This is a genomic window from Pseudomonas sp. E6002 (genome assembly GCF_013385565.1).
Taxonomy (GTDB): Bacteria; Pseudomonadota; Gammaproteobacteria; order Pseudomonadales; family Pseudomonadaceae; genus Aquipseudomonas.
The window spans coordinates 60,307-85,847 of the sequence record NZ_JACAPT010000015.1 but is presented as its reverse complement, the minus strand read 5'-3'; the positions used below and the strand labels follow the sequence as shown (position 1 = coordinate 85,847).

Annotated in this window: 24 protein-coding genes; 9 read left to right on the top strand and 15 right to left on the bottom strand. The window is 62.1% G+C overall.

What is annotated here, in order from left to right; translation table 11 throughout:
* The 5 genes from HX815_RS13920 to HX815_RS13900 all read right to left on the bottom strand — a co-directional run bounded on the left by HX815_RS13920 (position 1) and on the right by HX815_RS13900 (position 5,091).
* On the bottom strand, positions 1 to 318 hold the full coding sequence (locus HX815_RS13920) for a type II toxin-antitoxin system RelE/ParE family toxin (RefSeq protein WP_008434722.1): 318 nt from the start codon (positions 316 to 318) through the stop codon (positions 1 to 3).
* Positions 319 to 506: 188 nt separating this feature from the next.
* Positions 507 to 2,072: a DHA2 family efflux MFS transporter permease subunit gene (locus HX815_RS13915; protein ID WP_008434720.1), complete on the bottom strand. Its 1,566-nt coding sequence runs from the start codon at positions 2,070 to 2,072 to the stop codon at positions 507 to 509.
* The gene (locus HX815_RS13910; protein WP_008434719.1) at positions 2,069 to 3,178 is read right to left on the bottom strand and encodes an HlyD family secretion protein; all 1,110 of its coding nucleotides are present in this window, start codon (positions 3,176 to 3,178) and stop codon (positions 2,069 to 2,071) included. The genes HX815_RS13915 and HX815_RS13910 overlap by 4 nt, the downstream gene beginning before the upstream one ends.
* Before the next feature lie 22 nt (positions 3,179 to 3,200).
* The gene (locus HX815_RS13905) at positions 3,201 to 3,722 is read right to left on the bottom strand and encodes a helix-turn-helix domain-containing protein (RefSeq protein ID WP_177028425.1); all 522 of its coding nucleotides are present in this window, start codon (positions 3,720 to 3,722) and stop codon (positions 3,201 to 3,203) included.
* Between the two features lie 184 nt (positions 3,723 to 3,906).
* Positions 3,907 to 5,091: an MFS transporter gene (locus tag HX815_RS13900; protein ID WP_177028424.1), complete on the bottom strand. Its 1,185-nt coding sequence runs from the start codon at positions 5,089 to 5,091 to the stop codon at positions 3,907 to 3,909.
* Between the two features lie 94 nt (positions 5,092 to 5,185).
* Here HX815_RS13900 and HX815_RS13895 point away from each other — a divergent pair, with 94 nt between their 5' ends.
* From HX815_RS13895 to HX815_RS13880, 4 genes are all read left to right on the top strand, one after another.
* Positions 5,186 to 6,079, top strand: coding sequence for a LysR family transcriptional regulator (locus tag HX815_RS13895; RefSeq protein ID WP_177028423.1), 894 nt, complete (start codon positions 5,186 to 5,188; stop codon positions 6,077 to 6,079).
* 250 nt (positions 6,080 to 6,329) lie between these two features.
* Positions 6,330 to 6,785, top strand: a complete 456-nt coding sequence (locus tag HX815_RS13890) for a (2Fe-2S)-binding protein (RefSeq protein ID WP_003215609.1) — start codon at positions 6,330 to 6,332, stop codon at positions 6,783 to 6,785.
* Complete coding sequence (locus HX815_RS13885; RefSeq protein WP_177028422.1) at positions 6,785 to 9,037, top strand: xanthine dehydrogenase family protein molybdopterin-binding subunit; 2,253 nt, start codon at positions 6,785 to 6,787, stop codon at positions 9,035 to 9,037. The genes HX815_RS13890 and HX815_RS13885 overlap by 1 nt, the downstream gene beginning before the upstream one ends.
* Positions 9,038 to 9,054: 17 nt before the next feature.
* Positions 9,055 to 10,398, top strand: a complete 1,344-nt coding sequence (locus HX815_RS13880) for a cytochrome c (protein WP_177028421.1) — start codon at positions 9,055 to 9,057, stop codon at positions 10,396 to 10,398.
* A 139-nt stretch (positions 10,399 to 10,537) separates the two neighbouring features.
* Here HX815_RS13880 and msrA read toward each other — a convergent pair whose 3' ends face one another.
* The 7 genes from msrA to HX815_RS13845 form a co-directional block, all read right to left on the bottom strand.
* On the bottom strand, positions 10,538 to 11,044 hold the full coding sequence (msrA, locus tag HX815_RS13875; RefSeq protein WP_102605137.1) for a peptide-methionine (S)-S-oxide reductase MsrA: 507 nt from the start codon (positions 11,042 to 11,044) through the stop codon (positions 10,538 to 10,540).
* The gene (locus HX815_RS13870; protein WP_003215615.1) at positions 11,041 to 12,528 is read right to left on the bottom strand and encodes an MFS transporter; all 1,488 of its coding nucleotides are present in this window, start codon (positions 12,526 to 12,528) and stop codon (positions 11,041 to 11,043) included. Before HX815_RS13870 ends, msrA begins: the two co-directional genes overlap by 4 nt.
* A 201-nt stretch (positions 12,529 to 12,729) precedes the next feature.
* A complete protein-coding gene (locus HX815_RS13865) occupies positions 12,730 to 13,200 on the bottom strand; it encodes an Lrp/AsnC family transcriptional regulator (protein WP_003215617.1) in 471 nt (156 codons plus the stop codon).
* Positions 13,201 to 13,227: 27 nt separating this feature from the next.
* On the bottom strand, positions 13,228 to 14,535 hold the full coding sequence (locus tag HX815_RS13860) for an FAD-binding oxidoreductase (RefSeq protein WP_177028420.1): 1,308 nt from the start codon (positions 14,533 to 14,535) through the stop codon (positions 13,228 to 13,230).
* An 83-nt stretch (positions 14,536 to 14,618) separates the two neighbouring features.
* Entirely contained in the window at positions 14,619 to 15,458 is an 840-nt protein-coding gene (locus HX815_RS13855) for a transporter substrate-binding domain-containing protein (RefSeq protein WP_003215621.1), read from the bottom strand.
* A 74-nt stretch (positions 15,459 to 15,532) separates the two neighbouring features.
* Positions 15,533 to 16,297 (bottom strand): amino acid ABC transporter ATP-binding protein, encoded by a 765-nt coding sequence (locus HX815_RS13850; protein ID WP_023658742.1) that lies wholly within the window; start codon positions 16,295 to 16,297, stop codon positions 15,533 to 15,535.
* Between the two features lie 15 nt (positions 16,298 to 16,312).
* Positions 16,313 to 17,278, bottom strand: a complete 966-nt coding sequence (locus HX815_RS13845) for an amino acid ABC transporter permease (RefSeq protein ID WP_008434702.1) — start codon at positions 17,276 to 17,278, stop codon at positions 16,313 to 16,315.
* Positions 17,279 to 17,493: 215 nt separating this feature from the next.
* Here HX815_RS13845 and HX815_RS13840 point away from each other — a divergent pair, with 215 nt between their 5' ends.
* Positions 17,494 to 17,901: a VOC family protein gene (locus HX815_RS13840; RefSeq protein WP_083853205.1), complete on the top strand. Its 408-nt coding sequence runs from the start codon at positions 17,494 to 17,496 to the stop codon at positions 17,899 to 17,901.
* Between the two features lie 468 nt (positions 17,902 to 18,369).
* Here HX815_RS13840 and HX815_RS13835 read toward each other — a convergent pair whose 3' ends face one another.
* From HX815_RS13835 to HX815_RS13825, 3 genes are all read right to left on the bottom strand, one after another.
* A complete protein-coding gene (locus tag HX815_RS13835) occupies positions 18,370 to 19,620 on the bottom strand; it encodes an NAD(P)/FAD-dependent oxidoreductase (RefSeq protein WP_008434698.1) in 1,251 nt (416 codons plus the stop codon).
* Between the two features lie 109 nt (positions 19,621 to 19,729).
* A complete protein-coding gene (locus tag HX815_RS13830) occupies positions 19,730 to 20,173 on the bottom strand; it encodes a type II 3-dehydroquinate dehydratase (protein WP_023658744.1) in 444 nt (147 codons plus the stop codon).
* A gap of 17 nt (positions 20,174 to 20,190) precedes the next feature.
* Positions 20,191 to 20,625: a RidA family protein gene (locus HX815_RS13825; protein ID WP_003215629.1), complete on the bottom strand. Its 435-nt coding sequence runs from the start codon at positions 20,623 to 20,625 to the stop codon at positions 20,191 to 20,193.
* A 217-nt stretch (positions 20,626 to 20,842) separates the two neighbouring features.
* Here HX815_RS13825 and HX815_RS13820 point away from each other — a divergent pair, with 217 nt between their 5' ends.
* From HX815_RS13820 to HX815_RS13805, 4 genes are all read left to right on the top strand, one after another.
* Entirely contained in the window at positions 20,843 to 21,817 is a 975-nt protein-coding gene (locus HX815_RS13820) for a LysR family transcriptional regulator (RefSeq protein WP_008434694.1), read from the top strand.
* A 381-nt stretch (positions 21,818 to 22,198) separates the two neighbouring features.
* Positions 22,199 to 23,716, top strand: a complete 1,518-nt coding sequence (locus tag HX815_RS13815) for an amino acid ABC transporter permease/ATP-binding protein (protein ID WP_177028419.1) — start codon at positions 22,199 to 22,201, stop codon at positions 23,714 to 23,716.
* A gap of 35 nt (positions 23,717 to 23,751) precedes the next feature.
* Positions 23,752 to 24,624: a phytanoyl-CoA dioxygenase family protein gene (locus HX815_RS13810; RefSeq protein WP_003215632.1), complete on the top strand. Its 873-nt coding sequence runs from the start codon at positions 23,752 to 23,754 to the stop codon at positions 24,622 to 24,624.
* A 28-nt stretch (positions 24,625 to 24,652) separates the two neighbouring features.
* The gene (locus HX815_RS13805) at positions 24,653 to 25,486 is read left to right on the top strand and encodes an ABC transporter substrate-binding protein (protein ID WP_177028418.1); all 834 of its coding nucleotides are present in this window, start codon (positions 24,653 to 24,655) and stop codon (positions 25,484 to 25,486) included.
* The last annotated feature ends 55 nt before the right edge of the window (positions 25,487 to 25,541 follow it).

Genomic DNA, 25,541 nt, shown 5'->3' with positions numbered 1-25,541 from the left:
TCATTTACCTCTCAGGCCAGCGAGTATTGCTTTAGCTTTTTGTATGCCCCGTTTTTGATCCGTTTTATCGCTCCCGCTGAGCATCAAGTACTCTGCGATTCCCGAGCGCACATAGTAAATTCTGTAGCCCGGGCCAACAAAAACACGCATTTCGCTCATCCCATCGCCAACCGATTCGCAATCACCAAAGTTGCCCGCTCCGGCACGATCCAGTCGGGTCAGAATTGCCGCTTTTCCCTGAGTGTCCTTCATACGTTTAAGCCAGCTCTCGAACTCGGGTGTTTGGTGGATCTCGTATATTTTTTTCTTGTTGATCATAGTTCCATTTGTAGCTAGATGGCTACATCTTGTCGACGCGAGGTTGAGTACAGGTAAAGGGGTATTCAGCGCCTGGGCAACCTTAGAGAGGTGCCTCCCAGATGCACAAGCTGGCAAATTCCGACGCGACTGTAGGCAATGGAGCCGGGTGCTGTACTCACAGCCTCAAACGTTGTGACAAGTCCTCTCTAATGCGCATCCGCCGTCGGCTGCTTCGGCGGTTGCACCTTGCGCATCAACGGCACCAGCAGCACGGCGACGATGAAGCACACCATGATCATCAGGAATGCGTCCGCATAGGTCAGCGTTTGCGCCTCGCGCCAGGTCAGCGCCCACAGCTGACTCAGCGCGAACTGGCTCGAATCCAGGCTGTTTTGCCCCAGCAACTGGGCGTTCCCCGAAAGCTGGTCAAGCCACACGTTCATCGATTCGTTTCGGATGTTTAGGTGTTCAGCCAGGCGCAGGAAGTGCAGGTTGGTGCGGTCATTGAGCACCGTGGCGCAGGCGGCGATGCCGATGGCGCCGCCGAGGTTGCGCATCAGGTTGAACAGGCCCGAGGCGAGCTTCAGGCGGTCTGGGGCCAGTGCGCCGAGGGTCAGGGTGACCACCGGCGGCACTGCCATTTGTTGAGCAAACCCGCGTATGGCCTGGGGCAGCAGCAGCTCCTTGGCGCCCCAGTCATGGGTGATGGGGGAGAAGTCCCACATCGACAGGGCGAACAGCGATAACCCGAACATCAGGATCCAGCGCAGGTCGAAACGATTGGCCAGCAAGGCGTACACCGGGATCGCCAGCAACTGGAACACCCCCGTGGAAAACACCGCCAGGCCGATATCCAGCGAGCCGTACCCGCGCACCCGCCCGAGAAACAGCGGCGTGAGGTAGATGGTGGCGAAAATGCCGATGCCGGTGATAAATGAAAACAGGCAGCCCAGGGCGAAGTTCCTGTCCCGAAGCGCGCGCAGGTCGACGATCGGCTCCTTGATCTCCAGGCAACGCCAGATAAACAGCCCGCCGCTGATGGCGGCTATCCAGGCCGTGGTCGAGATGGTGCTGTCGCTGAACCAGTTCCAGCGCGGGCCTTCTTCGAGGGTGTATTCCAGGCAGCCGAGAAACACCGCCATCAACGCCATGCCAATATAGTCGGCGCCCTTGAGCAATGACGGGTTGGGGCGGTCGACCTTGACCAGCATCGGCACCGCAAAGGTCACGAACAGGCCGGGCAGCAGGTTGATGTAGAACAGCCAGTGCCAGGAGGAGATGTCGGTGATCCAACCGCCCACGGCCGGGCCCAATGTGGGGGCCAGGGACGCGATGGCGCCGATGGTGGAGGCGGCGATCACCCGCTGCTTGCCGTTGAAGTACATGAACGCGGTGGTGAACACCAACGGAATCATCGAGCCCCCCAGAAACCCCTGCAAGGCGCGAAACGCGATCATGCTCTGGATGTTCCAGGCCATCGCGCACAGCAGGCTGGTCAAGGTGAACCCGGCCGCCGACGCCGCGAACAGCCAGCGCGTGCTCATCACCCGGGAGAGCCAGCCTGACATGGGGATCACGATGATTTCCGCGATCAGGTAGGCGGTCTGCACCCACGCCGTATCGTCCGCGCCGGCAGACAACCCGCCGCCGATGTCCTTGAGGGAGGCGGAGACGATCTGGATGTCGATCAAGGCGATGAACATGCCCACGCACATGGTGGCGAAGGCCGCGACCTTTTGTGCGGTGCTGAGGGCGGGCAACGGGCTGTTCATAGCTGGGCCTTGAGGGCGCTGGCCTGGTCCTCGAACGCCTCATCGGTGTTGACCTTCGCCATCACCGACAGGCCCGGACGCAGGGCGCCGAAGTCGGCGTCATTGCTGTCGAGGCGCACGCGCACCGGCACTCGCTGCACGATCTTGGTGAAGTTGCCGGTGGCGTTTTCCGGCGGCAGCACACTGAATTGCGCCCCGGTGGCAGGGGCCAGGCTCTCGATGTGCCCGTGGAATTCACGGCCGGGGAGGATGTCGGCGCGGATGCTCACGCTTTGCCCGACCTGCAGGCGCCCCAATTGGTCTTCCTTGAAGTTGGCATCCACCCACAACCCCTTGGCGGGCACCACCGAGATCAGTTGGCTGCCGGCCGCGGCGTAGGCGCCGACCCGGGCGCGGCGATTGCCCACGTAACCATCCACCGGCGCCCGCAGTTCGGTATAGCTGATGTTCAATTGCGCCTGGTCGCGTTCGGCCTGCGCCTGTTGCAACGCGGCACGCGCTTGGCCGCGCTGGGTTTCAATCACGTCGATTTGCCGGCGCGCCGCCATCAACCCGGCCTGTGCCCGGGAGTGGTCGGCGCGGGCGGTCTTCCATACGGCGCTGACCCGCTGTGCGCTTTCGACCGATACGGCCTGGCTGCGCACCAGGTTCTGGTAACGCGTTTGATCGTCGCCGGCCCGTTGTGCTTCGGCATCGGTGGCGTCGATCTGTGCCTTGGCCTGGTTGATCACCGCCAGTTGCAGTTGTTCGGTGGCGTCGAGGTTGGCGAGCGAGGCCTGTTGCGCGGCCACGGCGCCGTCGGCCTTGGCCAGGGCCGTGCGGTAGTCGCGCACATCGATGCGCGCCAGCACGTCGCCGGCCCGCACGAACTGGTTGTCCTGCACCGTCACTTCGCTGATATAGCCCGGCACTTTGGCGCTGATCACCGTCACATCCGCCCCGACATAGGCGTCGTCGGTGTCTTCGATAAACCGGCTGACCAGCCACCAGTGACTGGCGTACCACACGCCGCCCGCCACGGCCAGGGTCAGCAGCCCCAGGCGTAAAACCTGTTTGCGCCGGGATGGTTGGGTGGGTTCGGGCACAGCGCTGACTGGAGCGTCCATGACGAAATGACCTCGTTGAATATTAGTGGGGGAAGGGGCTGACCAACTGGTCTTTTTCGGCGTAGGCCCGGCCGGTTCGTGCGCGCCACAGGGTCAGCGGTTCGGCATCGGCGCTGACATGTACGCGGTGGCCCGCACGGGTGATGGGTTTGCCGGTGTTGGCATCCATCAACGCCAGCGCCACCGGGCGCCCGGTGGCCTCATCGGCGAGAAACACCTTGGTCGAGCCCTCGGCATGCCGCGCGCCCCAGGCCATCAGCGTGAGGATGACCTGGCGCAAGTCCCGGCCCGCTTCGGTGAGGTGGTACTCATGGCGCGGCGGGTTGTCCTGGTACGGGCGCCGTTCCAGCAAGCCGCCGGCCACCAACGCATTCAGGCGGCGGGTCAGGGTGTTCGAGGCGATCCCGAGGCTCTGCAGGAACTCGTCGAAACGGCGCAGCCCGTAGAACGCATCACGCAGGATCAACAGGCTCCAACTATCACCGATGTGCTCCAGGGCACGGGCGACCGGGCAGGGCATGAGTTGGAAGCTGGCTTTCTTCATGAGGGGCTCCGGGAACTGTTGCTAAATATTACGCAAGTAATATTGCACAGTGGATTTCATAATGAAAGTCACTAGTTGAAATTTTTTGCAGCGATGGATGGCGGCCAGGCAGACGCAAAAAAGCCCCGGGATTCGGGGCTTTTCAGAGGGGAGGGTGTAGGGATCCGTGTGAGCGCGGCTGTCCTTATGCCTGCGCCGGTTCCTGGCAGACACGTGAACCTGTGCGCCGCGAGCGCCAGCCAAGGCCCAGCACCATCAGCAAACCCAGGGCCGCCATGATCGCACCAGCCAGCGAAATGGCCGGGTAGCCCAGCCCTGCGTTGATCACTGCTCCCCCCAGCGCCGCGCCAATGGCGTTACCGAAGTTGAACGCACCGATGTTCATCGCCGAGGCCAGGTTGGGTGCATCCTTGGCGGCTTCCATCACGCGCATCTGCAGGGGAGGTACCAGCGCAAAGCTGGCGGCGCCCCACAGCAGGATCGACAAGGCGGCGGGCAGCGGCCATTGCATGAGCACAGAGAAGGCCAGCAGCACGGCAATCAGGACCACGAGCGACGTTATCAGGGTGCGGTCCACCGAACGGTCCGCAGACTTGCCGCCCCAGACGTTGCCGAGGGTCAGGCCGATCCCGAACAGCACGAGCATTGCGGTGACGAAGTTGGTCGAGGCGTGGGTGACATCCCGCAGAATCGGCGCGATATAGGTAAACACCGTGAACATGGCGCTGGACCCCACCACGGTCAACGCCAGCGCTGCCAGTACCGGCCCGCGGCCCAGTACGCGGATTTCGGCCATCAGGCTTGCCCCTTTTGGAGCGGGCGTATTCGGTAGCGCCCACCACAGGGCCACCATCACGAACGCCCCGAGCCCGCTGATGCCCCAGAACGCCGTACGCCAGCCGAAGTTCTCGCCGAACCAGGTTGCCAGGGGCACGCCACCGATGGTCGCCAGGGTCAGCCCGAGGAACATCGCGGCGACGGCCCCCGCGCGTTTGTCGGGCGCTACCACACTCGCTGCCACGATGGAGCCGATGCCGAAGAATGCCCCGTGATTCAGCGATGTCACCAACCGGGCGACCATCAGGGTCTGGTAGTCGGTGGCCAGGGCGGACAGCAGATTACCCAGGGTGAAAATGGCCATCAGGCCCACCAGCAGATAACGGCGCGCTACCCTGGCTGTCGCGAGGGTCATGATCGGGGCGCCGATCAGCACGCCCATGGCATAGGCGCTGACCAGCAGCCCGGCGGCGGGAATGGAAACACCGAGGTCGGCGGCGATCCCGGGCAACATGCCCATGGGGGCAAACTCGGTGACCCCGATGCCGAAGGCGCCGATGGACAGTGCTACAAGGGGTGGGTTGATACGCATGGGTGACTCCTCATCTTTGTATCAAATGCTACAATCACGACTTTTCAGGCGGTAGCCCTCGGCAGGGCACTACAGCTTTGCGTGGAGATCACAAGTGGACATAGGCGGTCGGTCGGGGGAGATGGCGGTGTTCGCCATGGTCGCGGAGCAGGGTAGCCTCTCGGGGGCGGCTCGGGTGCTGGGCCTCACGCCGTCATCCATCAGCCGCATCATCACCCGCATCGAGGGGCGCATAGGCACCCGCCTGCTGCTGCGCACCACCCGGGCGATCACGCTCACCGCCGAAGGCGAAGCGTATTTGCGCGGCGCCCGGCGGATCCTGGCGGACATGGCCGAAGTCGAGGATGCGATCACCGACCAGGGCGCGCCACGGGGGCGGCTGAGGGTCAGCGCGGCGCTCGCACACGGGCGGCTGTCGATCGTGCCGCTGGTTGCCGCGTTCAGCGCGCGCTACCCGGCCATCGTGGTTGAGTTGCGGCTGGAGGATGAGGTGGTGGATATCCTGGGCGGGCAAGCGGACGTTGCAATCCGCTTCGGTCAATTGGCCGACAGCCCCTTGACCGCTCGCCTTATCGGCTCCATCGGCGAGGTGATCGTGGCTTCCCCGGACTACCTGGCGCGTCACGGCACGCCGCAGGTGCCGCAGGATTTGCTCAACCACAACTGCCTGCGTTTCAACTTCCGCCGGGCAGCGCCCGACTGGCCGTTTCACGTGGACGGGCGCGATTTTTCGCTGCAGGTGTCGGGTACGATCGAGGGTAACAGCGGGGAGGTATTGTCCCAGCTGGCCAAGCTGGGTGCCGGCATCGCGCGCATTGGCGCATTCAGCGTGGCAGATGACCTGGCCAGCGGTGATCTGGTGCCGTTGCTTGAAGCGTACAACCCCGGAGACCAGGAGCCGATTCACGCGGTGTTCGTCGGCGGCGCGGCGATGCCTGCGCGGGTCAGGGCATTTGTCGACTTTCTGGTGGAACACCACCCGGCGTGACCGCCACTGACACCACGGGCCGCTCCCCCTGACGCAATCCTCTTGAATACTTGCCTAATCCTGCGATCTTGCCCACCCCTGCATAGCGCCTTGATGAACCAGGGTCTAAAGTCATTCCCATCGCCCGCTAGACTACTCAAACCACGCGCGCGCGAACCAGACGGGCCATCGATGCCCAGCGGCGAGGCCCCGTCTTGCCGTCTAAAAATACTAAAAAATGCAACACCAACCGATGATCAGCGGGTGAGCCATGGAATTACGAATTAACCAGCAGACCCACCAAGTCGACGCCGAACCCGACACGCCCCTGCTCTGGGTCATCCGCGACAACCTGGGCATGACCGGCACCAAATACGGCTGCGGCCTGGCGCAATGCGGTGCGTGTTCGGTGCTTGTGGACGGCAATGTCGTGCGTTCCTGCGTCACGCCCGTTTCCGGCGTGGTCGGCCGCGAAATCACCACCATCGAAGCCATCGAGTCCGATGACGTCGGCAAGCGGGTCGTTGCCACCTGGGTCGAATACCAGGTCGCCCAATGCGGCTACTGCCAATCCGGCCAGGTAATGGCGGCCACCGCGCTGCTCAAGCACACGCCCAAGCCCAGTGATGCGCAGATCGAGGCCGCCATGGTCAACCTCTGTCGCTGTGGCACCTATAACGCCATTCATGCGGCCGTGCATGACCTTGCGCAGAAGGGAGAGGCCTGATGAACATTCGCATTGATCCCACTGCGCTGCCCTTGGTCGCGGCGCTGACTGACCCGGTGAACCTGTCCCGCCGTCGCTTCCTGGCCAGTACGGCCGTGGGCGCGCTGGTGATCGGTTTTGGCCTGCCGCTGGGGTCTGGCCGAGTGCAGGCGGCCACCGCCGCGGCCACCGCCGAACGCGGTACGCAGGTGCCGGCCTTCCTGGAGATTCGCCCGGACAACACGATTCGTTTGCTCAGCCCGTTTATCGAAGGCGGCCAGGGCACGTTCACCGCGATGGCGCAGATTGTCGGCGAGGAGTTGGACGCCGACCCGGCCACGTTCCTGGTTGAGTGTGCCCCGCCCGGTGAAGCCTTTGTGGTGATGGAGAACGGCATGCGCATCACCGGCGGCAGTATGTCGGTGCGGATGAGTTACCCCACGATGCGCCGGCTGGGTGCGCTGGCCCGGGCCATGTTGCTGGAGGCCGGGGCGCAGGCGCTGAAGGTACCGGTGAGCGAGCTGTCGACCGAGCCGGGCAAGGTGGTACACGCGGCGTCCGGGCGTTCCCTTGCGTATGGCGAGTTGGCCGGGCGGGCGATGGACCTGCCGGTACCGGATGTGTCCAGTGTGAAGCTGCGCGACCCAAGCCAGTTCCGTTGGATCGGCAAGCCGGTGAAGCGTCTCGATGCGTATGACAAGTCCACCGGCAAGGCGCTGTACAGCATTGATATGAAGGTCGACGGCATGCTCCATGCCGCCGTGCAGCATGCGCCCCGACTCGGCATGACCGTGGGCAGCCTGCGCAACGAAGACCAGGTCAAGGCCATGCCGGGCGTGCACTCGGTGCATCGCCTGCCCGGTGCGGTGGCGGTGGTGGCCGAGCGTTGGTGGCATGCCAAGCGTGCGGTGGAGTCGATTCAGGTCGACTGGCTGGAGCCGACGGCTGATTCCAAGGTGCGCGGGATGCCGAAGGACTTTTCCAGCGACGAGCATTTCAAGCGCCTGGCCGCAGAAACCGGCCCGGCCCGTGATGATGAGAACGAGGGCGACGTGGCCGGCACGCTGGCCAATGCCAAGACCAGGGTCGAGGCCACTTACCACAACCAGTACCTGCACCATGCCCAGTTGGAGCCGCCTTCGGCGCTGGCGCGCTTCAACCCTGACGGTTCGCTGGAGATCTGGCTGCCGAATCAGGCGCAGGACATGTTCCTGGCCGATATCGCCAAGCGCACCGGCCTGGCCCCGGAGCGGATTACCCTGCATTCGCCGTTGTTGGGTGGTTTTTTCGGACGGCACTTCCTGTATGACTCGGCCAGTCCTTACCCGCAGGCCATCGAGTTGGCCAAGGCGGTGGGGCGCCCGGTGAAGTTGATCTGGAGCCGCGAAGAAGAATTCCTGCGGGATGTGCTGCGCCCGGTCGCAGCGGTGAATTTCCGTGGGGCGCTGGACAGCGACGGCTGGCCGGTGGCGATTGAAGCGGTGAGCGCCACGGAGGGACCGACCGAGGCCCTGGCGGGCAAGCAGGGCGAGAAGCTCGACCCGACGGCCCTTGAGGGACTGTCCGGCAAGTCCTATGCGATTCCCAACAAGCGTATCGCGCAGATCTATGTGAAGGGCCCGGTGATGCTGGGCTACTGGCGTTCGGTGGGCAATTCGCTGAATGACTTTTTCTACGAATCCTTCCTGGATGAACTGGCCGACAAGGGGGGCAAGGACCCGTTCGAGTTGCGCCTGCATCTGTTGCGGGATAACCAGCGGCTGACCACCCTGCTGAAGGCGGTGGGCGAGTTGTCGGGTGGCTGGAAACGTGGGCCGTTTGTTGCCGAGGACGGCAGCAAGCGCGCACGCGGGGTGGCGATGGCGTCACCGTTCGGCACCCAGACGGCGGTGATTGCCGAGGTGTCGATCGAGAACGGCCAGGTCAAGGTGCATGACATCTGGCAGGCAGTCGACCCGGGCAGCATCGTCAACCCGGCGATTGTCGAGGCGCAGGTGAATGGGGCGGTGTCGCTGGGCTTGTCCCAGGTGCTGTTGGAGGAAGCGGTGTATGTGGACGGCTTGCCTCGGGCGCGTAACTACGATTTGTACCCGGTGCTGCCGCCTTCGCGGATGGCCCGGGTGCACGTGCGCGTGATCGAGAGCGGGGAAAAAATGGGCGGTATTGGCGAACCGCCGCTGCCCGCCGTGGCGCCTGCCGTGGCCAACGCCGTCGCGGCGTTGACCGGGCAGCGCGTTCGCAGCATGCCGTTAAGCCGCCACTCCTTCACCTGACCGGGGCCTGAGCACTTATGAACAACCGTCGATTCGCAAGAACCGTTGGCTGGCTGGCGCTGCCGTGCCTGGTCGTCGCAGGCCTGCTGGCCTGGTATGTCACCCGCGAGCCTGTCTCGCCGCTGGGGGCCGAGCCCGTCGCCACGGACCCGGCGCTGGTCGCCCGAGGCGAGTATGTCGCCCGGCTCAGCGACTGTGTGGCGTGCCACAGCGTGCCCAACGGCAAGCCCTTTGCCGGTGGCCTGGAAATGGCCACGCCGCTGGGGGCGATCCACGCCACCAACGTCACGCCAGACCCGGAAACCGGCATTGGCAGCTACAGCCTCGCCGACTTCGACCGCGCGGTGCGCCAGGGTGTCGCGCCGGGTGGGCGCCGCCTGTATCCGGCGATGCCGTACCCGTCCTATGCCAAGCTCAGCGACGATGATGTGCGCGCCCTGTACGCGTTCTTCATGAAGGGCGTGGCGCCGGTGCAGCAGGCCAATATCAAGAGTTCGATCCCGTGGCCATTGAATATGCGGTGGCCGATCGCGCTGTGGAACGGCGTGTTTACCGACAGCAAGCCGTATGTCGCGAAGGCCGGGAAGGATGAACTGTGGAACCGGGGCGCCTACATCGTGCAGGGCCCGGGGCATTGCGGCAGTTGTCACACACCACGGGGCCTGGCCTTCAACGAGAAGGCACTGGATGAAAGTGGCAAGCCGTACCTGGCCGGTGGCTTGCTCGACGGCTGGTATGCACCGAGCCTGCGGGATGATCCCAACACCGGCCTGGGGCGCTGGAGCGAGCCGGAAGTGGTGCAGTTCCTCAAGACCGGTCGCAACAAACATGCGGTGGTTTATGGCTCGATGACCGAGGCGTTCAACAACTCCACGCAGTTCATGAGCGACGATGACCTGGCGGCGATTGCACGCTATCTGCGGTCATTGCCGGGCGACGAGCAGCGCGATGGTGCGGCCTGGCAGTATCAGGCGGTATCGGCTGCGCAACGCCTGGATGCGCCGGGTGCGCATACCTATGTGACCCGCTGCGCCTCGTGCCACGGGCTGGAAGGCAAAGGGCAACCGGACTGGATGCCGCCGCTGGCGGGCGCCACCTCCGCACTGGCCAAGGAGGACGCCTCGGCGATCAACATCACCCTCAATGGCTCGCAGCGCGTAGTGGCGGCCAATGTGGCGGACGCTTATCGCATGCCGGCGTTCCGTGAGCAGTTGTCGGACCAGGAGATTGCTGAAGTGCTGACGTTTGTGCGCGGCACCTGGGGCAATCAGGGTGGGGCGGTGGATGCCAAGGCGGTGGGCAAGTTGCGTGAGCACACGGGCCCGGCGAGCAGTAGCCCGATCATTCTGCAAATGCGCTGAGGGAAATGCGCCTTGTGAGGGAGGCGCTTTGTGTAGGAACTGCTTTATGTGGGAGCGGGCTTGCTCGCGAAGGCGGTGTGTCAGTGAAGAACTTGCTGACTGACACACCGCCTTCGCGAGCAAGCCCGCTCCCACATTTTCAACCGCGTTTCGGCAGTTTCCAGTTGGGTCGGATGAAGTGGCAGGTGTAGCCATTCGGAATCCGCTCCAGGTAATCCTGATGCTCCGGCTCCGCTTCCCAGAACGGCCCCGCCGGTTCGATTTCCGTCACGACACGGCCTGGCCACAACCCCGAGGCATCCACATCCGCTGCGGTGTCTTCAGCGATGTCGCGTTGCTGTTCGCTCAGGTAATAAATCGCCGAACGGTAGCTGGGGCCCAGGTCGTTGCCCTGGCGGTTGGGCGTGCTGGGGTCGTGGATCTGAAAAAAGAACTCGAGGATCTGCCGGTAAGTGATCACCGTCGGGTCGAAGACGATCTCGATGGCTTCGGCATGGTTGCCGTGGTTGCGATACGTGGCATTCGGCACATCGCCGCCGGTGTAGCCGACCCGCGTGTGCAGCACGCCGGGGTAGCGGCGCAGCAGGTCTTGCATGCCCCAGAAGCAGCCGCCGGCGAGCAGGGCGGTTTCGGTCGGGTTGGTCATGGTCTGTGCTTCCCCTTGTTGGATACCTCGCTAGTTATGGGGGCAGGTTGGACGATTCCAAGGTCGAGGGGCGCGCCTTCGATCGGCTTTGTCCGCGTTGCCCGCAGCGCCATCAACAGCGCCAACACGGGTGCCAGGGTAAACAGCGCGAACAGCCAGCGCGCGGCATGGGCGATGCCGCCATTGCCCGCCACTTCATTGATGCCCGCCATGTTCGAGATCACCCCCGCCAGCGCCGCGCCCATGGCCATGGCGAACAGTTGCAGGGTGGTGATCGACGAAGCGGCCGTGTCCTTGTCCTGTTCCGAAGCCACTTGCAGGATGCGCGTCAGCAGGTGCGGCCAACCCAGGCCGATGCCGAACCCCACCAGGAACAGCCCCAGGCAGATAGGGGCCAGCAATGTCCATTCGCCCTGGCTGGCGATGGGCGTAGTGATCGCCAGCATCATCAAGCCCGCCACGATAAACAGCGGCCCCGCGATGATGGCGCGATGTGGACCGCGGCCGGTCCAGCCGGAGCTGATGATTTCCGAGACCGTCCAGCCGGCCGCCATCAGCGCGGCCATGTAACCGGCGATCAGCGGCGACTGGCCATGCAAGTGCTGCAGAAAGTACGGCATGAAGATCTCGCTGCTCATGCCGATCACCAACAGGCAGGTGGTCGCATAAAGCGCGCAGAGCGGGGTGCTGAACTTCAATGCATCCCGGGGCAAAAGACGCACGGTGGCGCTGGACTCCTTGCGGATCAACAGCACCACCAGCACGACGCAGGTGGCGATACCCAACAGGTTCCAGCTCGGCAGCGCCGAGACGCTGCCGGCACACACCGCCAGCACCGCGCCCGCCAGCAGCACCAGTTGCGGCACCGGCAAACGGGCGGTGGCGGTCGCCGTGGTGTCGCGCGGGGGCAGGGCGCGGCTGGTGAGTACCATGTACGCCAGGCTCACCGGCACCATCGAGCCGAAGGCCAGGCGCCACGCGTCCATCTCGGCAAACACACCACCCACCGCCGGCCCGACGAGCGTCGCCACGCCCCACATCCCCGACACCAGTGCCATTGCGCGCGGCCACAGGCGCTCTTCGAACACCAGTTGGATCATCGAGTAACACAGGGCCAGCAAGACCCCGCCGCCCAGCCCCTGGATGGAGCGCCCCGCGAGCATCACCGGCATGTTCGGCGCCAGGGCACAGATCAGCACGCCTACCATGAACACCAGTGTGGCCAGCGCATACGCCAGCCGTGGACCGGTGCGTTGCAACAGCTTGGAGGTGAGGGCGGAACCGAGGATCGAGGCCACCACGTACAGTGTGGTGCTCCACGCATAAAGCGCCAGGCCGCCGATTTCGGCCACCACCGACGGCAGGATGGTGGTGGCGATATAGGTGTTGGTGGCATACAGCGCGATGCCGCCTGAAAGGGCAATGGAGCGGGTGGCGTTCTTGCCGCTAAGCAACTCGCCCCAACTGCTGTCTTGGGTTTGCATCAACGATTCCTTGTAATGCGTTCGCGGTATGGAAGCCGGCGAAGGGCTAAGCGTCAGGCTTGAGGTAATTAACCAAGCAATTGCTTTTAATATTGCGTTGAGGCGAATTATTTTGCAAGGAATGACTTGTCAGGTGGCTGAGTCGCTATGGCAGCCGAGGGGGGGGCGTGAGGCGCGCGGTTTCCCACGGCCAGCAGCACTTCACACCATCAGTTTCCGGCTGAACTTGGTTTCCATCACGATATGCGAAGCGGTGTGCGCCACCCCTTTGATCATGTTGATCCTGATGAGCTCGGCATTGAGTTCGCTCAGGGTGGCGGTGGCCAGGTGAATGATGAAATCGGACTCTCCCGAAACCGCGTAAACGGCCTGCACCGCTTCCATCCTGCGCAGCGAGGTCATCACATCGGTGTAGCTCTTGTTGGTGCAGGAGGTCATGGTAAAGCAGGTAACCGTCTGCTGAAGTCGGTCCTGGTCGATGCGCACGCTGTAGCCGGTGATGACGCCGGCCTTTTCCAGGCGGGTAATCCGCTCCTGCACCGCAGAGCGCGAGACCCCGAGCTTGCGGGCCAATGACGCGGTGGGTTCGCGTGCGTTGGCTTGCAGCAGGCCAAGCAATTGCCTGTCCTTGTCGGTGAGGTTAAACAGTGGACCGGGATTCTGCGTATCCATGGACACGTCCTTGACTCTCGCTGGGGTTCAGTTTTTATGAGTCGCCCTGTGTTGCGAGCGCTTTTCCTGAAACATATCCATCATTTTCAGGCCGGCGTAAACCGTTTGTGCGGCCGCCGGGCCCAGGGGGCCGCCATTCCATTCCAGGCCGTAGGCATCGAACAGGCGGTAGCGATCGGTTTCGCCGCAGATCGCCTCGGCGATGACGCGTGCGCCGATCGGCGCGGTGTTCATACCATGGCCACCAAATGATGTACACGCCCACAATCCCTGCCCCAGCGGGCCAATGTGCGGCATCTTGTGCCGCGCATAACCCATCAACCCGGACCAGGCCTTGTCGATCCTGATGCCGCGCAATTGTGGATAAACGTCGAGGATATCCTGCGTCAGCAATTGCCCCAGGCGTTTCTCATCCTGCAGGTTGCGCGTGGTAATGCGGCCGCCCCAGAGCAGGCGGTCGCCCTCGACGATGCGGTAATAGTCCGAGGCCCGGCGGTTATCACCCACGGCATCGGAGGTGCAGACCGCCTCGGCCAGGCGATCGCCCAGGTGCTCGGTCAGCACTGCATAGGTCGCGATCGGCAGGAAGGCGCGGCGTAATTTGCCGAACTCAGGCCCCCCATAGCCGCCGCAGCAGTACACCACGTGGGCACAATCGACAGTGCCCTGATCGGTGATGACCCGGTGTCGCCCGTTGCGGCTTTCGACGGCGGTCATGGGCGAGCGTTCATGGATTTTGCCACCACTTTGCTCGATCAGTCGGGCCAGGCCGAGGCAATAGTTCAAGGGGTGGAAGTGAAAGCCATGGTTGTCGCGCAGCGCCTGGAAATACCGCTCGGTCTTGAGCTTTTCGCGCACCGCCTGGCGATCCAGGTAGTCGAGGTGAAAGTCGAAATCCGCGGCCATTTTGTCCCGCACGCGCTGCAGGTTGTCGCCATCTTCGTAGCGCACCACACTCAGTTTCCCCGGGGTTGGCGTGCAGCCGGGCAACTGATGATGGGCGATCATGCCCCGAACAATTTCGACGCCCTCAAGCGACAGTTTGAACAGCGCGGCGGCCGTCGGTTTGCCGCAGCGTCGCTCGATGGCGGCCAACCCTTCGGACCAGCCCTGGAGCACGAAGCCACCGTTGCGCCCCGACGCTCCCCAGGCCACGCGACCGGCATCCAGCAGCACCACCGACTGCCCGCGGGAGACCAGCTCCCACGCCGTGCTCAGCCCCGCCAGCCCGGCGCCGATCACGCACACATCGGCCTGGGCGTTGCCACACAGCGCCTGGCGTTCAGTCGTGTCGCGCATCGTGGCGGTGTAGTAATTGTTGTTATAGGTGTACATGAAGTCGGTCGTCCTTTTTTCGCGGCGCAGGCATACAGCGCGCCGCGTCGGGGACGGGGCGCCTGTACGGCCTGTGGGGGTTTTTACTGCACCTGGGTGAGGTCGGCGCCGTACCATTTCTCTGACAATTGTTTGAGCGTGCCATCGGCTTTCATGTCGGCGACGATCTTGGTCAGCGCGCTGTTGAACGCCTCATCGCCTTTGTCCACGGCGATGGCCAGGGGTTCGTAGTAGGCGGGTTTGCCTTCCACCCTGACGATGGGGTAGCCATTCTTGACGGCGGCGACGATGGTGGGCAGGGCGGACAGGGTTGCGTTCAGCCGCACCCCGTCTCCCATGCGCAGGTCATCCAGCGGGCCCATGCTGTCGCCGTACGTGCGAACCTCGCCGGGGGTGACTTCGTAAGTGAACGGCGGCACGTCGGCGGCGTCGATCTTGAGGCGGCGGTTGATATAGTCCTCCGAAGTCGTACCGGCTTCGACGCCGATGATCTTGCCGTTCAGGTCCGCCACTTTGGTCTCGGCCGCGTCCTTGTGCACCGCGAATACATACGGCGTGTAGTAGTAGATCGCGGGGAAGTCGAGCACCCGGGTGCGCTCGGTGGTAGGCGTCATGGAGCCGACCGACAGGTCCCAGCGGCTCGACCAGCGCCCGGCGGTGATGATCCCGTATTCGGGCGTCACGAAGTCGACTTTGCTGCCCAGGCGTTTGCCGATTTCGCTGGCGACGTCGATATCGAAGCCTTGCAGCTTATTGTCCGGGCCCAGGAACGATTGCGGTGGCCAGTTGGCCGAGGTGGCCACCTTGATCACCTTGGTTTCATGGATGCGGTCGAGGGTCGAGCCCGCCCAGGCCGCGCCTGTGAGGCTGGTGAGGGCGGTGGCGACAGCGGCTGCGGTGAAGAAGCGAGTGAACGAGATCATGGGTAAGCCTCCAGTATCTTGAGTGCGGTGCCTGTTGTTTTTATCGGTGACTTCGCAAGGTTCGACGGTGCTGCTCAGTGGCTGAGAATCTGCGACAGGAATTCCCGGGCACGCTCGTGCTGCGGGTTGTCAAAAAACTCGGTGGGTTTGGCTTGCTCGATGATGCAGCCCTGGTCCATGAAGATGATCCGGTCGGCCACCCGCCGGGCGAATCCCATCTCGTGGGTGACGCAGACCATGGTGATGCCGTCCTGGGCCAGTTCGCCCATCACGTCCAGCACTTCCTTGACCATCTCGGGGTCAAGGGCCGACGTGGGCTCGTCGAACAGCATGATGCGCGGGCGCATGCACAAGGCCCGGGCAATGGCGACGCGCTGCTGCTGGCCGCCCGAGAGCTGGCTGGGGTATTTGTCGGCCTGGTTCCCGATGCGCACTCGGTCCAGGTATTCATAGGCCAGCTCGCGGGCCTGGGGCTCGCTGAGCTTGCTCACCAGACGCGGTCCTACCATGAGGTTCTCCAGCACCGTCATGTGCGGGAACAGGTTGAACTGCTGGAACACCATGCCGACCTGGCGCCGTATGCCCGCCACGCAGGCGGCATCACGGGTCAACTCGGTGCCCTCGATGAACACGTGGCCTTTCTGGAAGTCTTCCAGCAGGTTCAGGCAGCGAATCAACGTGGACTTGCCGGAGCCCGACGGCCCGCAGACCACCACGATTTCACCGCTGGCAATGTGCAGGTCGATGCCCTTGAGCACATAAAAATCGCCATACCATTTGTGCATGTCCTGGATCGATATTGCAGGGTATGGAGCAGGGACTATTGAGGGCTGATTCATCGTCATGCTCCTGGTTCAGCGATGGGCGCGGTTGAAGTGCTTTTCCAGGCGGGCCTGGACGGTTTCCAGCACGATCGACAGCAGCCAATACAGCACGGCGGCGGTGATCAGCATTTCCAGGTGCCGGAACTCGGCGCGTCCCTGGGTTCGTGCCAGGAACATCAGCTCCCAGACGCCGATCACCGACACCAGCGAACTGTCCTTGAGCATCGAGATGAACTGGTTGCCCGTTGGCGGAATGATCAAGCGCATGGACTGCGGGAGAATCACCCGGGTCATCGTCTGGAACGGGTTCAGGCCAATCGCCCGCGAGGCTTCCCACTGGCCCCGCGAGATGCTGCTGATACCGGCGCGGAAGATCTCCGTCATGTAGGCGCCATAACACAGCGAGAGCGCCAGGATCCCGGCTGGAACCGCCCCGACCACATAACCCAGCTGAGGGATGCCCAGGTAAATCAGATAGATCTGGATCAGCAGCGGGACGCCGCGGAAAAACGAGGTGTAGAAGCTCGCAATCGCAATCGCGAAGCCGTTGGAAGACAAGCGCGCGGTGGCGCCCAGCAGCGCCAGGACGAACGCAATCGCAATCGAAATCGCCGACACGTAGACGGTGGTGAACACCCCCTGGGTGATCATGAAGCCGATTTTGGTCGCGATGAAACTGTAGGAAAGGTTGAAGGTGTCGAAGAACAACAGGAACAGCACCAGCAACTCGCACCAGACCGTGATGATCTGCGCGCGTAAGGGAAAGCGGCCAAGGATGAACAGGTTCAGCACCACCGTCAGGGTGAACGTGCCGCCCACTGCAATATCTCGTGCCAGTGGTGCCTTCAGGTCGAGAACGATGGGGCCCATCAAGTGGGAGAGGCGGCCTTCACCGACGCCGCAGGCGAGCGTGATGATGAAAATCACCACGGCCACCGCGCCCATGAATACCGCGCTGTCCGTCATGCGGGTCTTGACGATATGGTCTCTGTACATGGCTTACACGCCCCGGGGTGAGCCCCTTTATTGTTGTAAGCCCATTATGGGTTGACAAAATGCCGGGCGGCACCCTGCGGATTGTTGGGATTTGCGGTTTTTATGAGCGTATGAGGGGAGGGGAGCCGTACATATGCCGGACGGAGTCATCAGGCTTTCGCCAGCAATCATTTCGCGCCAGACTCATGGGCATTCATCGCCCCAAGGTAGCCACCATGATTTCCCATGTGTTTTTAGGTACAGGTGATTTTGATCGGGCTTTTGCTTTCTATTCGAAGGTGATGGCTGAGTTGGGCCTCAGGTTGAAATTTTGCGATGCGGATAAACCGTGGGCCGGTTGGGTGGCTGAAACCGAACCTCGCCCGATCTTCGTCATTGGGGCGCCATTTGATGGCAACCCGAGTGCACCCGGGAATGGGCAGATGGTGGGGCTACTTGCGCCCAGTCGGGAAGCGGTTAGAAGAAGTTATAGAGCGGCGTTGGCGCTCGGCGGGATATGTGAAGGAGAGCCTGGATTAAGGCCTCACTACCACCCCGATTATTACGGCGCGTATTTTCGAGATACTGATGGCAACAAGCTGTGCGTGTGCTGCCATGATCCACAAGCAAATTACCCTCGGTGAGGGTGAGTTGAACGAGCAAAAGCTGAGGCTGGGAACGCTGAACAGGGCTGAGGGCGTTGGGGCGGGTTTGGAACTGGGATTGAGGTAGTGATCCATGGCGCGCTGGGCGGCCTGGTGGAGTTTTGGATCGGAAGTTCCCGGAGGATTAGGGGTAACCTTGAACATTGTCTGGATGCTCCATTTTGGCCCCCGCCTTATCGCCACTAAACGAAAGGTGGCAGCTGTGTGCAGGTTAGTAGAGCGGATATTCCAGACAAAACCGGCGCGCCCGAGGGCGCCCTGCACACAGCCACCATTAAGCACAGACAAAGACGTCTGACAGATGATGCTTATGCACATTGCCTAGAATACTTCGGGCTACTAAACCCGATCACTGAGGTTTCAGCGACCGAGCAACCTCAGAGCCCCATACCCAAGCGCACAAGCCGGCGGATTCTGACGCAACTGTAGGCAATGGGGCAAGGCACCTCACGGCTTGCTATAGGCCATGTACTCATTCTGCAAGACAATATGGTCGGCCACGTACTTCGCATCATGCCAAACCCCGTAGATAAACGAAGACGCGCGGTTCACCAGGTTCGGCAAACCCAAAAAGTAAATCCCGCTTTCCGCCGAAATCCCGCGCTTATGGAAAGGCTCACCTTTCTCGTCGAACGCATTCACTTTCAACCAACTGAAATCAAAACTGAAACCCGTGGCCCACAGAATCGTGGTCACACCAGCCTCAGCCAAATCCAGGCTCAGGATCGGATTCACCAGGCACTCCGGGTCAGCCAACAATTCCCACGCTTCCGACTCCGGCTCAAACGGCAGGCCGTTCTGCTCGATATAGGCGTCGGCATCCCGCAGCACATCAAAGTAGGCACGGTCACCTTCAGCCACGTTAGCCGCCAGGCCGGGCTCAAACTCCATCACGCCTTCATTCCACGACCGAGTAACACCCACCAGCGTAATGCCCATGTGCGCCAGGCGGCGGAAGTCGACGGTCTTGCCGCCTTCATAGCCACTGACGGCAAACGCCACATGCTTCTTCTTCGGCTGGATTTTGACCTCGTCCCACAAGCCCAGCGCGCCCAGCCACCAGCAGTAATCACGGCCACGATACGAGCGAGGAGGGCGATAGTGTTCGCCCACCGAGAGGTACACGGTCTTGCCGGCCTTTTGCAGTTCCTCGGCAATTTGTGAACCCGATGCGCCAGCGCCCACCACCAACACAGCACCCTCGGCCAACTGGCCGGGATTCTTGTAGGCCGAGGAGTGCAGCTGTTGAACCGTGGCGTGTGCGGGCACCAGATTCGGAATGGACGGACGTTGAAACGGGCCTGTCGCCGCAACAACGTTGGTGGCCTCGATCACACCCGCCGAGGTGGTCACCTTGAACCCGGGGCGACCCACGTGGCGTTCCACTTGCTGCACTTCAACCCCGGTGCGCACCGGAGCCTTCAGCATGTTCACGTACTCTTCAAAGTAGGCCGCCATGCGCTCTTTCGGCGGGAAGCTCTCGGGGGAAATGCCTTCGAATTTCATGCCGGGAAAACGGTCGTGCCAGGCCGGGCCGTTGGCGACCAGCGAGTCCCAGCGCTCGGACCGCCAGCGCTCGGCGATGCGGTTACGCTCCAGCACGATGTGCGGCACGCCCATGAGTGACAGATGCTCGCTCATGGCGACCCCCGCCTGGCCTGCGCCCACCACCAGGGTGTTGATCTTTTCAACTGACATGTGAGCTTCCTAAAGATAAGCGACCATCGACCGGTATCAGTGTGATCAAGCAACCGCCAGCCGGAAATTATGCTTTTTGAACGTAGAGGTTAGGCAAAACCAAAGCCCTTCAATCGGCCTCCAGCAGCTCGGCCACCGCCGTCAGGGCCAGGCGGTAGCCCAGCGCGCCGAGGCCTGCGATCACGCCGGTGGCGGCTTTGGACACATAGGAGTGATGACGGAAAGCCTCGCGCTTCCAGATGTTGCTCATGTGCGCTTCGATGATCGGGCCGTCGAACGCCAGCAGCGCATCGAGAATCGGCACCGAGCTGTAGGTCAGGCCGGCGGCGTTGATGATCACCGCGTCGGCGTTGAGCCGGGCCTCCTGAATCCAGTCCACCAGCACCCCTTCATGGTTGCTCTGGCGAAAATCCAGGGTCAGGCCCAGTTCGATAGCGTGGCGCTGGCAGCACGCTTCGATGCTGGCGAAGCTTTCGCTGCCGTAGGTGCCGTTCTTGTCCAGACCGTACAGGTTGGCGTTGGGGCCGTTGAGGAAATACACAGTGCGGGGCATGGCAAGCTCCAGGTGGCTCATGGTTGCTGGTTGGGGTTCCAGTCATCCGGCACCACCGCAATCACATCGATCTCCATCAACCACTCCGGCTGGCCCAGACCCGAAATCACCAGGCCGGTGGAGATCGGGAACACGCCCTTGAGCCATTTGCCGACCTCCTGGTACACCGGTTCGCGGTAGCGCGGGTCGATCAGGTAGGTGGTGGTCTTCACGATGTGCGACAAATCGGAACCGGCTTCCTCCAGCAGTTGCTTGACGTTTTTCATTGCCTGTTCGGCTTGCGCGCGCGGGTCGCCGAGGCCGATCAGGTTGCCGTCGAAGTCCGTGCCGATCTGGCCACGTACATAAATGGTATTGCCGGCGCGCACGGCCTGGCACAGGTCGTTGTCCAGCGCCTGGTTGGGGTAGGTCTGCTTGGTGTTGAACATGCGGATACGGGTATGGGTGGGCATTGCTGGCAACTCATGAGGCGCGGAATAAATCCAGCTTCACATTGGCCTCGCCCGCGCGAAACCAGCATTTGCGCGAGGTAATGCTTAGGCAAAACCGAAGCGCCATCCGCCGGAGTCAGCGTCGGGCTAAAACAGCAATCGGCATGAACCATGCAACGCTGTGTTTGAGGCAGGCGGCGCCGGCTTGGCGTCAGCTTATTGATGATGTGGAGGCGTGATGCTCAGTCGTATTACCCAGCGCCAACTGGAATATTTCGTGGCTTCCGGTGAGGCAGGCAGCATCAGTGCGGCGTCTGAGCGCATTCATGTGTCGTCGCCGTCTATCTCGGCTGCGATCACCCACATGGAGGCCGAGTTGGGCATCCAGCTGTTTGTGCGGCATCACGCCCAGGGCATTTCCCTCACGGCAGTGGGGCGCCAGGTGATGCAGGAGGCCAAGCTGATCCTGGAGCAGATGACCAACCTCTACACCATCGCTTCCGAGTCGCTGAACACCGTGCGCGGACCGCTGCGGGTGGGTTGCCTGGAGTGGCTGGCGCCGATGATCACCCCTGAGCTGGTGTTTGGTTTTGGCCGCGCGTTTCCAGGTGTACGCCTCACGCAAGTGGAGGGCAACCACGAGGAAATGCTGGAAAAACTGCGCAGCGCCGAGATCGATATCGCCCTGACCTACGACCTGGTGACCAGTGACGACATCGACTTCCAGCCGCTGGCGCAATTACCGCCGTATGTGATGGTGGGTGAGTACCACCCGCTCGCAAGCCTGTCGGCGGTGAGCATGCTCGACCTTGAGGATTACCCGGTGGTGCTGCTGGACACGCCCTGGAGTCGGGAATATTTCCTCAGCTTCTTTATGCAGGCCGGTACCACACCGAACATCATCATGCGCTCCAGCAACCTTGAAACCGTGCGCTCGATGGTTGCCAATGGCATCGGCTATTCCTTCGCGAATGCCCGGCCCAAAGCCAATCTTTCCCAGGACGGCAAGCGCTTGATCCGCCTGCGCTTGTCCGGCCCGCACCGGCCCATGCAGCTGGGCTATGCCACGGCGAGCAATACCCAATTGTCCCGCGTGGTGTCGGCGTTTGCCGAGCGTTGCCGCATGTTCGTTTCAGACCAGTACATCCCGGGCATGGCGGCCCCGAGCTTTTTTGATGCCCATGCGGTGCGCACCCTGAACGGCGCGGGCTGAGCCGCGTGCTTTCCTGCTTTTCTGTGGGAGCTGGCTTGCCTGCGATGCAGGCACCTCGGTCTTCCAGGTACACCGGGGCGATGCTATCGCAGGCAAGCCAGCTCCCACAGGGGATCGCGTTTGCTTCGCACCAAGATGTGGCGCTGATTGCCTGATGGGCGAGGTGTCGCCCCATTAAGAGACAGGCTGTTTTACCAGTCCAGTCGTCACCCAGGGAACGGTGACGCTGCGTAGGTTCTCCCTACCCAATAGGCCGGCTTTTACGAATTGACCCCAAGGGCCTCTCCCCACGAATCTCAATCCATCGGTGCAGATCAGGGTTCGACCTTCACGTTGAGCATTCGGTGGGCATTTTCATTTTTTTTGTCGAGCACAGTGACGATGACTTTCAACTGGAATTACATGTTTGGTTTGCTGGCCGATGCCGAGTTCTGGCGGGCGACATGGACGGTCATCCAGCTCAGTTCGTTGACATGGGTCCTGAGTATCGCGCTGGGCTTCCTGCTGGCCCTGGCCAAGCAGTCAAAGCACGCGCTGATTAGCCTGCCGGCGCGTGGCTATATCTGGTTGTTCCGCAGCCTGCCGCTGCTGGTGCTGCTGATCTTCATCTACAACCTGCCACAGGCGATTCCCGCCACGTCGGTGATTCTGGCGGACCCGTTCTGGGCCGGCCTGCTGGCGCTGGTGATCTGCGAAACCGCCTATGTCGCTGAGATTCACCGGGGCGGCCTGCTGTCGATTCCCAAAGGTCAGAGCGAGGCCGCCCGGGCACTGGGGCTGAAGTTTTTCGGGATCCAGTGGCGGGTGGTGATCCCGCAGGCATTGCGGGTGGCGCTGCCGTCGCTGGCCAACGAATACATCTCCATCGTCAAGCTGACCTCGTTGGTGTCGGTGATTTCGCTGACCGAGATCCTGATGGTCGGCCAGCGCCTGTATTCGCAGAATTTCCTGGTGATCGAGACGATGGCGGCGGTGGCTTTTTTCTACGTGTTCATCGTCACGGTGTTCGACTTCCTGCTCAAACGGCTCGAGCGTTTTCTCGACGTCAATCAACGCAACGTGTCCCGGGTACCTGATGCCGAGGTGCTGGCGCTGGCGACCCGACAGCACGTCGCCCTGCAACGCCCTGTCAGTACCGAAGGCCCGGCGCTGCAGGCCAGCCTGCTGCACAAGGCCTACAACGATGTAGAGGTACTGGGCTCGGTCAACCTGCAGATCCAGCCCGGCGAAGTAGTGTCGGTGATCGGGCCTTCGGGCTCCGGAAAAACCACCCTGATTCGCCTGCTCAACGGTCTTGAGCAACTGGACAACGGCGAGATCCAGATCAACGGCCAACCCTTTATTCACCTGAACAAAGTCGGCGCGCAGAAGCCGCAGTATGTCGAGCACGCCGAGCATCGCCTGAACATCGGCATGGTGTTCCAGAGCTTCAATCTATTCCCGCATCTGAGCGTGCTCGACAACTTGCTGATGGCGCCGAAGTACCACCACCTCGGCAAGCTGGATGAGCTGAAGCAACAAGCCTACGCGCTGCTGCACAAGGTCGGCATGCTCGATCACGCCTGGAAGTACCCGCATCAGCTTTCCGGTGGCCAACAGCAGCGCGTGGCCATCGCCCGCGCCCTGATGATGCGCCCGCAAATCATGCTGTTTGACGAGCCCACCTCGGCCCTGGACCCGGAAAAAGTCAACGAAGTCCTGCAGGTCATCGAGGCCCTGGCCCAGGAAGGCATCACCATGGTGATCGTCACCCATGAGATGAATTTCGCGTTCAAGGTCTCCGACCGGATCGTGTTCATGGAGAGAGGCCGTGTGGTGTGCGACGACACGCCGCAGGCGCTGCGCAGCGGCGAAAACCCACGTGTGGAGGCGTTCCTCAAGGACGTCTCGCTGGCGTAACCCCTTTAACGTTCGAGCGACAAGAGAGCCACAACATGATCGAGCAAGCGCAAATTGAACAGTTTCACCGGGACGGTTTTCTGGTGGTGCAAGACGTGCTGTCGGCTGAAGAAGTCGCCGCGTTGCAGCACGACTTCGACCAGTGGGTAGAAGACAGCCGCAGCCACGAACAGGGCTGGGGTGAAACGGCAGATGGCCGTGCGCGTTTCGACCTGGAAGGCGACCATCGCCCGGATCATCCCTCGCTGCGCCGAGTGAGTTCGCCCACCGAAATTTCGCCGGCATACCAGCGTGTGGCGTTGCATTCGCGGATGGCAGCGATCTCCGCGCAACTGATCGGGGGCGGCGGCACGCGTTTTCATCACAGCAAGATCAACTCGAAACTGCCCCACACCGCCACGCAGGTGAAGTGGCACCAGGACTTCCTGTTCACGCCCCACAGCAATGACGACATCGTCACGGCCTTGCTGATGGTCAGTGAAGTCACACCGCAGAATGGCCCGTTGAATGTGATTCCCGGCAGCCACAAAGGCCCGTTGTGGTCCCACTGGCACGACCAGCGTTTCACCGGTTCGGTGGACGACACGGTGGTCGACGACCTGTGCCACGACCCGGTCGCCTGTTATGGCCCGGCCGGTTCCGTGTGCTTCATGCACACCCGTCTTTTGCACGCTTCAAGCCCTAACGAGACCGAACTGCCGCGCACCCTGTTCATCAGCGTCTACGCCGCTGAAGACGCGCTTCCATTCGGCGAAAACCCGCTGCCCAGCGCGCACGCCGGCCTGATAGTGGCCGGTGAAGAAAGTGGGCTGGTGCGTTCCACGGAAAACCACCTGCGCTTGCCGCAGAAGCCCCGTGGCGCCTCTTTCTTTGTGCAACAGGCCGGCCAGGATTCAGTCACTGCCTAACCTTCTTCTCACCTTGCAGGGTATTACCATGACAGCGTTTCAGATGATTGCTCGCCCTATTGCCGTGTGCCTGCTGGGCGCTGCGGTTGCAATGACGTCGTTGGCGGCTTCGGCTTTCCAGAAAGACGGGAAAATCGTCGCAGGTTCCGATGTGACCTTCTTTCCCTATGAATACATGGATAACAACAAGCCCGCCGGCTTTGATATCGAATTCATGGATGGCCTGGCCAAGACCATGGGGCGCACCGTCGAGACCCTCGACACGCGCTTTCCCAACCTGATCACCGGCCTGCAGGCGGGGCGATTCGACGTGACCAACTCTTCGATGTACATCACCGCCGAACGGGTGAAAGTCATCGATATGATTCCCTACCTGAAAAGCGGTGAGTCGATCCTGACGCTCAAGGGCAGCGACTTCCAGCCCAAGACCCCTGAAGAGTTCTGCGGCCACAAGATCGGCTCGATGGGCGCCACCTCCTGGCTGGCGCAGATGCACAAGCTGTCGGATGAGTACTGTGTGAAGAAAGGGCTGAAGCCGATCGCGATCGGCGAGTACAGTACCGACCCGCAAACCACCCAGGCCTTGCTGGCTCATGCTGTTGAAGCGCAGATCACCGATGCGGCCGTGGCCCGTGGCGCAGTGGAAAAACTCGGCGGGCGCGTGGTGATTTCTTCCGATACCTTGATCTACCCGGTGTTGAACGGCTTTGGTGTGAAGAAGGGCAATGACGAGGTCAAGAACGCCTTGATCGAAGGCATCAAGAAGTTCAGCGCCACCCCTGAATACGCCGCCTTGCTCAAGAAATACAACTTCCAGGCGCCTACCGATGCCGACATCGCCGAGCTGATGCCGAAGTCCTGACCGGAAACTGTTCACTTAAGGAACACGCCATACCTGTGACGAGCGAGCTTGCTCA